At 69.2% G+C, this 7,911-nt stretch carries 7 protein-coding genes; 1 reads left to right on the top strand and 6 read right to left on the bottom strand.

Going from position 1 to position 7,911, the window contains the following annotated elements; all coding sequences use genetic code 11:
- The 5 genes from ACWGKS_RS24665 to ACWGKS_RS24645 all read right to left on the bottom strand — a co-directional run.
- A partial coding sequence (locus tag ACWGKS_RS24665; protein ID WP_452524187.1) for an alpha/beta fold hydrolase occupies positions 1-818 on the bottom strand: 818 nt, incomplete at its 3' end.
- Positions 819-873: 55 nt separating this feature from the next.
- Positions 874-1,206, bottom strand: a complete 333-nt coding sequence (locus tag ACWGKS_RS24660; RefSeq protein WP_358504445.1) for a DUF4873 domain-containing protein — start codon at positions 1,204-1,206, stop codon at positions 874-876.
- Between the two features lie 15 nt (positions 1,207-1,221).
- The gene (locus ACWGKS_RS24655; protein WP_358504443.1) at positions 1,222-2,745 is read right to left on the bottom strand and encodes a flavin-containing monooxygenase; all 1,524 of its coding nucleotides are present in this window, start codon (positions 2,743-2,745) and stop codon (positions 1,222-1,224) included.
- A 235-nt stretch (positions 2,746-2,980) separates the two neighbouring features.
- Positions 2,981-3,895 (bottom strand): AurF N-oxygenase family protein, encoded by a 915-nt coding sequence (locus ACWGKS_RS24650; protein WP_358504440.1) that lies wholly within the window; start codon positions 3,893-3,895, stop codon positions 2,981-2,983.
- An 11-nt stretch (positions 3,896-3,906) separates the two neighbouring features.
- Positions 3,907-4,761 (bottom strand): SDR family NAD(P)-dependent oxidoreductase, encoded by an 855-nt coding sequence (locus ACWGKS_RS24645; RefSeq protein WP_358504437.1) that lies wholly within the window; start codon positions 4,759-4,761, stop codon positions 3,907-3,909.
- Between the two features lie 240 nt (positions 4,762-5,001).
- Between ACWGKS_RS24645 and ACWGKS_RS24640 the strand changes: the two genes are divergently transcribed.
- A complete protein-coding gene (locus tag ACWGKS_RS24640) occupies positions 5,002-5,781 on the top strand; it encodes a MerR family transcriptional regulator (RefSeq protein WP_358504434.1) in 780 nt (259 codons plus the stop codon).
- Between the two features lie 189 nt (positions 5,782-5,970).
- Here the strand turns inward: ACWGKS_RS24640 and ACWGKS_RS24635 are convergent, their stop codons facing one another.
- Positions 5,971-7,836 (bottom strand): GMC family oxidoreductase, encoded by a 1,866-nt coding sequence (locus ACWGKS_RS24635; RefSeq protein ID WP_358504431.1) that lies wholly within the window; start codon positions 7,834-7,836, stop codon positions 5,971-5,973.
- Between the last annotated feature and the right edge of the window lie 75 nt (positions 7,837-7,911).

Below are 7,911 nucleotides of genomic sequence, written 5' to 3'. Positions count from 1 at the left end.
GGACCCATGTGACCCAGGGCGGGGATCTCCCGCACCTCCGCACGGTTCTCCAGGAGGTCACCGATGTGGTGGGCGTGCCACGGCGGGGTGAGCTTGTCCTCGGAGCCGCCCACGACCACGGTCGGTACGGTGATCCGACGGACGGACTCGTCCAGGTTCAAAGTGGTCATGACCCGTCCCCACGCGCCTCGGGGGACACCGCCACAGCCGTGGACCAGACGAGCGCACAGGTGCCTGGTCGCCTTGTCGGTGCCCTTGGCCATGACCAGGTAACGGAAGACGTGCTCACTGACCGGGGTGGCCGGGCCCAGGGGGAGCGGCGCGGTCAGGAAGACCTTCGCGCCCAGGGTGCCGAGCGGGCCCGGCAAGGGGATCGCCGTCGACTTCGCCGTCAGGTCGGTGCTGCCGGTGTTGGTGAGCAGCACCGCACCCACCTTCTCCTGGAAGGTCTCACGCGGGGCGGACGCCATGATCGTCATGCCGCCCATACTGTGCCCGGCGACCACGACCCTTTCCCCCTCGGGGACGGTGGCCGTCAGGACGGCGCACAGGTCGTCGGCGAGCTTCTCGGTGCCGTAGCCGGCCTTGGTGATGGGGGTCTGACTGCGGCCGTGCCCGCGCTGGTCGTACAGGACCACGCGCAGGCCGGGGTCCAGCCGTCGGACCACACGACCCCAGGAGGCGAGGGAGGTCGCCCAACAGTGTGAGAAGACCACGGTCGGACCGTCGTCCGGGCCGCGGACCTCCACGTGCAGCAGGGTCCCGTCGGCGGAACGGACCTGGAGTTCCCGTGCGTGGCCCACGTGTCGTGTCGCCATCGGATCACCTCTCGGGTGTCGGTGCGGAAAAAGGGGATGGTGGGGAGGTGTCCCCTCAGTCGTCCTCCAGGACGATCCGGGGGACGGCGTAGGGCGGGGTGCCCGCTCCGTTGACGGGGTGGCCTCCCCACAGGTTGGGGGCTTCCAGCCGGCCGACGCCCCGGTGGCCGTCGGGGGTGCGGACCACGACGGCCCGCACCCCGTCCTGGTAGGCCTTGCTGACGTCCGGGTGTGCGGACAGTCGTCCGGTCCAGCGGTAGTCACCGGTCAGCGGGGAGAAGTGGCCGGCGATGTGCGCCTCGACCTCGGGCCCCTCGGTGGCGTCCTCGGAGAACAGGACCGTCACCGTGCCCTGGTACTCCTCTTCGTCGTCGTCGAAACCGCTCATGGTGTTCCTCCTCCGTCAGACCGCGGCGGTCTTCGCGCGAGTGGACCGACGGGTCGAACGGATCCGCCGCAGATCGTAGTTGTGCGGGTCGAACCAGCGGGTGCGCAGCGCGAAGTTCCAGGTGAAGGTGGGCCACAGGGTGGTGTTGCGGCCCTTCTCGTTGAGGTACCAGCTGTCACAGCCGCCGGTCACCCACACGGTGCCCCGCATAGACTCGTGCACCATCTCGTTGTAGGCGCGCTGGGCCCGAGCCCGCGGTTCGAGCCGGTCGATCCGGTTGCCGCAGACGAACTTGAGCGCCTGCATCGTGTACCGGATCTGGGCTTCGATCATGAACACCTGTGAGGTGTGACCCAGGCCGGTGTTGGGTCCGGCCAGCACGAACAGGTTCGGGAACCCGTTGACCGTGGTGCCTCGGAAGGCCTGCGCGTCGGTGCCCCAGTGTTCGGCGAGGGAGCGCCCCTGGGGATCGAACATCCGGCGTGCGATGGGCGGGTCGGAGACGTGGAAGCCGGTGCCGAGGATGATGGTGTCGACCTCGTGTTCGGTCTCTCGCCCCGAGGGGTCTCGGGTGACCACGGAGTTCGGGCGGATCTCGACGATGCCGTCGGTGACCACGTCGACGTTGGGTCTGCCCAGCGCCGGGTAGTAGTCGTTGGACATCAGGATGCGCTTGCAGCCGGCGCGGAAGTTCGGCGTGAGCTTGCGGCGCAGCTCGGGGTCCTTGACACCGCGGTTGATGTTGGCCCGGCCCAACCGTTCCACGACCTTGAGCAACGAGGGCTTCTTCGCGAACCCGAAGATGTAGGTCTCGCGCCCCCAGTAGATGCTCTTGCGGGCGACCTGTTGGGAGCCCGGGACGTTCCGGTACAGCCACCGCTCCGGCCCGGTGATGTCGCGGTCGTGGCGGAACATCACCCACGGCGCGGTGCGCTGGAAGAGCGTGAGTCGGCCGACCTTGGGCTGGATCCGTGGCACGAACTGGATGGCGGAGGCGCCGGTGCCGATCACCGCGACCTCGCGGCCGGTCAGGTCGTGGTCGTGGTCCCACTCGGCGGAGTGGAACAGCCGACCCTCGAAGGTGTCGATGCCCTTGATGTCGGGGTGGGAGGGGTCGGCGAGCGGGCCGGCCCCACTGACCACGAACTGGGCGGTGAGGGTTCCGCCGGCGGTCTCGATCCGCCACCGGTTCCGGTCGGGTTCCCAGTGGGCGGACTCTACGTCGCTGTCGTAACGCACATGCTCGTCGACGCCGTGTTCCCCGGCCACACGCTTGATGTAGTCCCAGATCTCGGGCTGGGGGGAGAAGGTGCGGCTCCAGTTCGGGTTGAGCGCGAAGGAGAAGGAGTACAGGTGGGAGGGGACGTCGCAGGCGGCGCCCGGGTAGGAGTTGTCCCGCCAGGTCCCACCGATGCCGTCGGATCGTTCGAGGACGACGAAGTCCTTGAGCCCGGCCTGCCTGAGGCGGACCGCCATGCCGATGCCGGCGAAACCGGAGCCGATGACGGCCACCCGGTAATGCGGTACTGCTTCGGTCACGTCGCTCTTCCCTTCATGGTCCCGATCGGGACGCCTTACTTTGCCGACCGGTAGGTATGTCCCGAGGGGCGGTGCGTACCGCCTCGGGGAGGGGGACCGGGGCCCGAGGACGTGGCGCGTTCGTTCTCGGGCCCCGGCGTCGGGGCCGCCGTCGGAGGGCGTGGCGCGTTCCGCCTTCCGACGGCGGCGTTCTCGGGGCACGACGGCCTGCGGGCGGGGGTCGTGCCGGTGCGGGTCAGCGGCCGAGCAGCCCGGCCTTCTTCCAGAAGTACCGGCCCAGGCCGGAGATGGCGCCCGCCGTCTCCAGGGTGTCGACCACCTTGCGGGAGGCCCAGGTCTTGGTGTCGGTCCAGCGCGGGTTCCGCTTGGCGGCCCGGTAGGCCTCCTCGGGGTCGAGTCCGACCTGCTCGTAGACCTTCGGGTTGATCAACCGGGTCGCGGAGTAGTACGTGACCAGACCCAGCACGACGCGGCTGTAGGCCTTGTTGAGGGCACCACGCCGCGGCCAGTCGCGTTTGAACTCCTCGCGGGCGTAGCGCATGTGCCTGGCCTCCTCGGTCACGTGGATCCGCGCGACCGCGCGCACCAAGGGGAGGATCTCCTCGTCCGGGATGGCCTCGCGCTGGAACTGGTCCAGGACCTCTTCGACGAACAGGGCGCCGGCGAAGATCAGTGGGCCGTGCGCGATCGTCTTGAAGAGGCGTCCGAGCTGGTGGGCGACCGGGTCGAGCTTGTGCGCCTCCCACCCCAGCTTCTCGATCATCTTCGCGAACATGACCGTGTGCCGGCACTCGTCGGCGATCTCGGTGTAGGCGTACTGGACGTGCAGGGTGGTGGGGTCGTTGTCGTAGGTGTGCCGGACCAGCATCTGCATGAGGATGGTCTCGAACCAGATGCCGATGGTGGCGATGCTGGCCACCTCCAGCCGCGCCAGCTCCTTGCGCTGGGCGTCGGTCATCCGTTCCCACAGATGGGTGCCGTAGAGGGAGAGGCGCTCGGGGCGGATCGCCCACATGTCGGGGTCGACGGGAGCGTCCCAGTCGATCTCGATGAGGGGATCGTAGGAGGCCTTGGCGGAGCCGCGCAGGAGACGTTTGGCGATGTCCTCGCGGTCGGTGGTCTTGGGCTTGCCCGCGACTTCGGCGGTCATCGGCTCCTCCTTCAGGAGAGGGGGGTGGGTGTGTGCCGGGTGCCGTGGCGCGAGTGGATCCCCCGCGCGATCTCCGCGTCGGCGAAGGTGCCGTCCGTGAGGAGCAGGCCGAGCTGGAGCGACACGATCTGTTCGGTGGCGCCCGGGAAGTGTCGGGTCAGGTGCAGGGCCGCGGTGCCCAGGGCGGTGGAGGCGATGTCGCGTGGGGCGTGCTTGGCCCCGGCGGCCCGGACCACCGCCATGACGGTGTCGCGTTCGGTCTCGGCCGGAACGACACCGTCGAGCGAGGCGCCGGTGGCGCGTGAACTCTCGTGGATCGGGGTGTCGACGAAGCCCGGGTAGACGGTGGTGACGTCGACGTGGGTGCCGTATTCGGCGCGTACGCAGTCCGCGTAGGCCGAGACCGCGCGCTTGGAGATGGTGTAGGCGCCGGCGAGCGGCAGTTGGAGGTTGGCCAGCAGGGACGCGGTGACGATCACGCGGCCCCGGGAGCGGACGAGGTGGGGCATGGCGGCGGCGGTGACCCGCCAGGTGCCGAGGAGGTTCACTTCCAGCGCCTGGTGGGCGTGGGCGTCGGGCAGGTGGCCGATGTCCACGGAGGGGCCGACGCCGGCGTAGTGGATGAGCAGGTCCAGGCCGCCGCCGAGCCGTTCCACCGCCTCGGCGACGCCTTCGCGTACCTGTCGGTCGTCGGTGACGTCGCAGGCGATGACCCCGGGGCCGGGTTTGCGGTCGATGCCGACGACGTTGACGCCGAGGTGGCGCAGGACCGCGACGGTCGCGTCGCCGAACGCTCCCGAAGCGCCGGTGACGATGGCGTTCTGGCCGGGGAGCCGGCGCAGGTGACGAGGCAGGGGGGCCGTCATGTGATCTCCTCCACAGTCATTGCCGGAACGTTACAACGGTCATTGTCACAATGCAATGGGATGTAGCCGGTTGTTTACTCGCGAGTAGGTTCCGGGAGTCCGGGGCGTTCGAGTCGCGAGCCGTGCATCGGCCCGTACGGTTTGGCCGGGAAGGTTACGATCGTCGTCGACGACGCCCACCGGGCCGAGGGGACGTGATTACCCATGAGTACGGCCCTGTCGTGTCTCTAGGGTGGTGCCATGGCCGAATACCGCATTGACGAACTCGCCCGGCTCGCCGAAACGACGGTGCGCAACGTCCGGGTGTATCAGGACAGAGGGCTGCTGGCGCCACCGCGCCGCGAGGGGCGAGTGGGCATCTACTCGGAGGCGCACCTGGCGCGCCTGCGGCTGATCGGCCAACTGCTCCGCCGCGGCTACACCTTCGCCAACATCGGCGAGATGCTCCGCGTGTGGGAACGCGGGGGCGACCTGTCGGAGATCCTCGGTTTCGAGTCGGCCATCGGTGATGCCTGGAGTGACGAGATCCCCGACTACGTCGGCCTCGGAGAGCTCCGGGAGCTCTTCGGCAAGGAGGTGACCCCCAGGACCATCAGGCGTGCCCTCGCGCTGCGCGTCATCGAACGCGACGGCCTACGGTTCCGGGTCCCCAGCCCGCGCCTGTTCCACGCGGGGGTCGAACTGGTCAAGCTCGGCATGACGGTCGGCTCGGTCCTCGACATCGCCGAGAACCTCAGGAACCGGATCGGCGACGTCTCCGAACACATGGTCCGTACGGTGTCGGACCACATCATCAGCGAGTACACCCCCGGAAGCGTCATCCAGGCCGACGAGGTGGACCAGATCTCCGAACTGGTCCGCAGAGTGCGGCCCCTGGCCCAACAGGCCGTGGACGCGGTGCTCGCCCAGGAGATGGCCCACCACCTCAGCGATGTCATGGGCGACCACTTCGCCGAGGCCCTGGAGAAGCTCAAGGAACAGGACGCCGAAGGGTACGAGGGTTCCACGGGCCCCTCCTGAACCCCCGACACGGGCCGAGAACGCCCAGGCCGCGGGTCGCCCCTTCAGCCCCGTCGACCTGGACCGGTCGCCCCCCGAGTCGAGACGAAGCCCCCACTGGGCCCGGCCGTCGACCACGGGGCCGGGCCCGAACAGGTGTCGTGGGGTGCCGCGGGAGCGCGGGTCGAACGGGTGCCGAGGCGGTACCGCTCAGGCCTTCCCCGGAGCCTCTCCCGGCCCTGGAACCCGTGCGGCCTCCGAAGCCGGCTCGACCACGGTCAGCGGCAACGACGTGGTGTACCGCAGCTCGGCGAACGCGCCCGACGGAACCGCGGGGTCGCGCGGGAACACCGGTCTCACCCGCCGGTACTCCACGCCCTGTTCCGGGCGCGGGTCCTCGTCGCCCTTGTTCGGCCACATCGACAGCGCCCGTTCGGCCTGCGCCGTGATCGTCAGCGACGGGTTCACGCCCAGGTTGGCGGTGACCGCCGAACCGTCCACCACGTGCAGACCGGGGTGCCCGTACAGCCGGTGGTAGGGGTCGATGACCCCGCTCTCGGCGCTGTCCCCGATCGGGCAGCCGCCCAGGAAGTGCGCGGTCATCGGGATGTTGAACGGGTCTCCGACGGTTCCGCCCGGATATCCGTCGATGCGTTCGGCCAAACGGGTCGCGGCCTCCTGACCCTCGGGGATCCACGTGGGGTTGGGCTCCCCGTGCCCCTGCCTGGAGGTCAGTTTCTTGCGGCCGCCGAACAGGCCGCGCTCGACCGAGGTGGTCAGCGAGTTGTCCAGGGACTGCATGACCAGTCCGATCACGGTCCGTTCCGACCAGCGCCGGTTAGAGAGGCTACGGGCGAAAACGCCGGGGTGTCGCAGGGCCAGTCCGATGTAGCGCAGCCAGCGCGGGACCCTTCCGCCGCCGGGCACCTGGATGGTGGTGAGCAGTCCCATCGCGTTGGAGCCCTTGCCATAGCGGACCGGTTCGATGTGGGTGTTGTCGTTGGGGTGGATCGAGGACGTGATCGCCACGCCGCGCGTGAGGTCCTCCGGCGGGGGGACCCGCTTGCTCATCGCGCCGACGAGCGCCTCGGAGTTGGTGCGGGTGAGGGTGCCCAGCTTGTCGGACAGGCGCGGCAGCAGCCCCTCGTCGCGCATTCGGTGCAGCAGGGTCTGGGTGTTGTAGGTTCCCGCGGCGACCACGACCTGGCGCGCGGTGAAGGTGCGGGCGTTCTCCTTGCGCCGGGGCGCGTCGGTGCGCAGGGTGTCGACGGCGAAACCACCGCCCTTCGACCCGGGACGTTCGCGCACCCGCTCGACGGTGGTCAGCGGGTGCACCTCGGCACCGCCCCGCTCGGCGAAGTACAGATAGTTCTCGGTGAGCGTGTTCTTGGCGCCGTGACGGCAGCCGGTCATGCACTCACCGCACTCGGTGCAGGCCTTCCTGTCGGGTCCGGCGCCACCGAAGTAGGGATCGCCCACGGACTCGCCCGGCGCGGCCTTGGGGCCGGTGCCGTCCTGACCATCGCCGAAGCACACGCCCACGGGGGTGAGCCGGAAGGTGTCGCCCACGCCCATGTCCTCGGCGACCGCCTTCAGGTGCACGTCGGAGGGGGTCATGGAGGGGTTGGTGCGCACACCGAGCATGCGGCGGGCCTGGTCGTAGAAGGGCGACAGCTCCGACTTCCAGTCGGTGATGTGCCGCCACTGCGGATCCTCGAAGAAGGGGTCCATCGGGTGGTAGAGGGTGTTCGCGTAGTTGAGCGAACCCCCGCCCACGCCGGCTCCGGCGAGGATCATGACGTCCTTGAGCAGGTGGATGCGCTGGATGCCGTACATGCCGACCTGTGGCGCCCAGAGGAAGTTCTTCACGTCCCAGGAGGAGGACGGCAGGGTCTGGGGGGTGAAGCGTCGGCCGGCTTCCAGGACGCCGACTCGGTAGCCCTTCTCGGTGAGGCGGAGGGCGCTCACCGATCCACCGAAGCCGGATCCGATCACGACCACGTCGTAGTCGAAACGGTCGTCCGCTTCCTCGGGTGCGTCGGCGTCCGGTGTGCTCTGAGGAGACAGAGGAGACATGGGTTCGGGCCTCTACTTTTCGGGTCGGGCGGCAGTTGTCCGTAATGGGCCGGATACGAGTCCGCAACGATGATG

It is taken from the genome of Nocardiopsis sp. NPDC055879 (assembly GCF_053615935.1).
Note: the sequence above shows the minus strand (reverse complement) of the source record. Positions and strands in the feature narration are given on the sequence as shown.

Coding starts and splice junctions, on each gene's coding strand:
- ACWGKS_RS24645 (WP_358504437.1), bottom strand. CDS start 4,761: ATGACGGCCCCCCTGCCTCGTCACCTGCGCCGGCTCCCCGGCCAGAAC.
- ACWGKS_RS24635 (WP_358504431.1), bottom strand. CDS start 7,836: ATGTCTCCTCTGTCTCCTCAGAGCACACCGGACGCCGACGCACCCGAG.
- ACWGKS_RS24650 (WP_358504440.1), bottom strand. CDS start 3,895: ATGACCGCCGAAGTCGCGGGCAAGCCCAAGACCACCGACCGCGAGGAC.
- ACWGKS_RS24640 (WP_358504434.1), top strand. CDS start 5,002: ATGGCCGAATACCGCATTGACGAACTCGCCCGGCTCGCCGAAACGACG.
- ACWGKS_RS24660 (WP_358504445.1), bottom strand. CDS start 1,206: ATGAGCGGTTTCGACGACGACGAAGAGGAGTACCAGGGCACGGTGACG.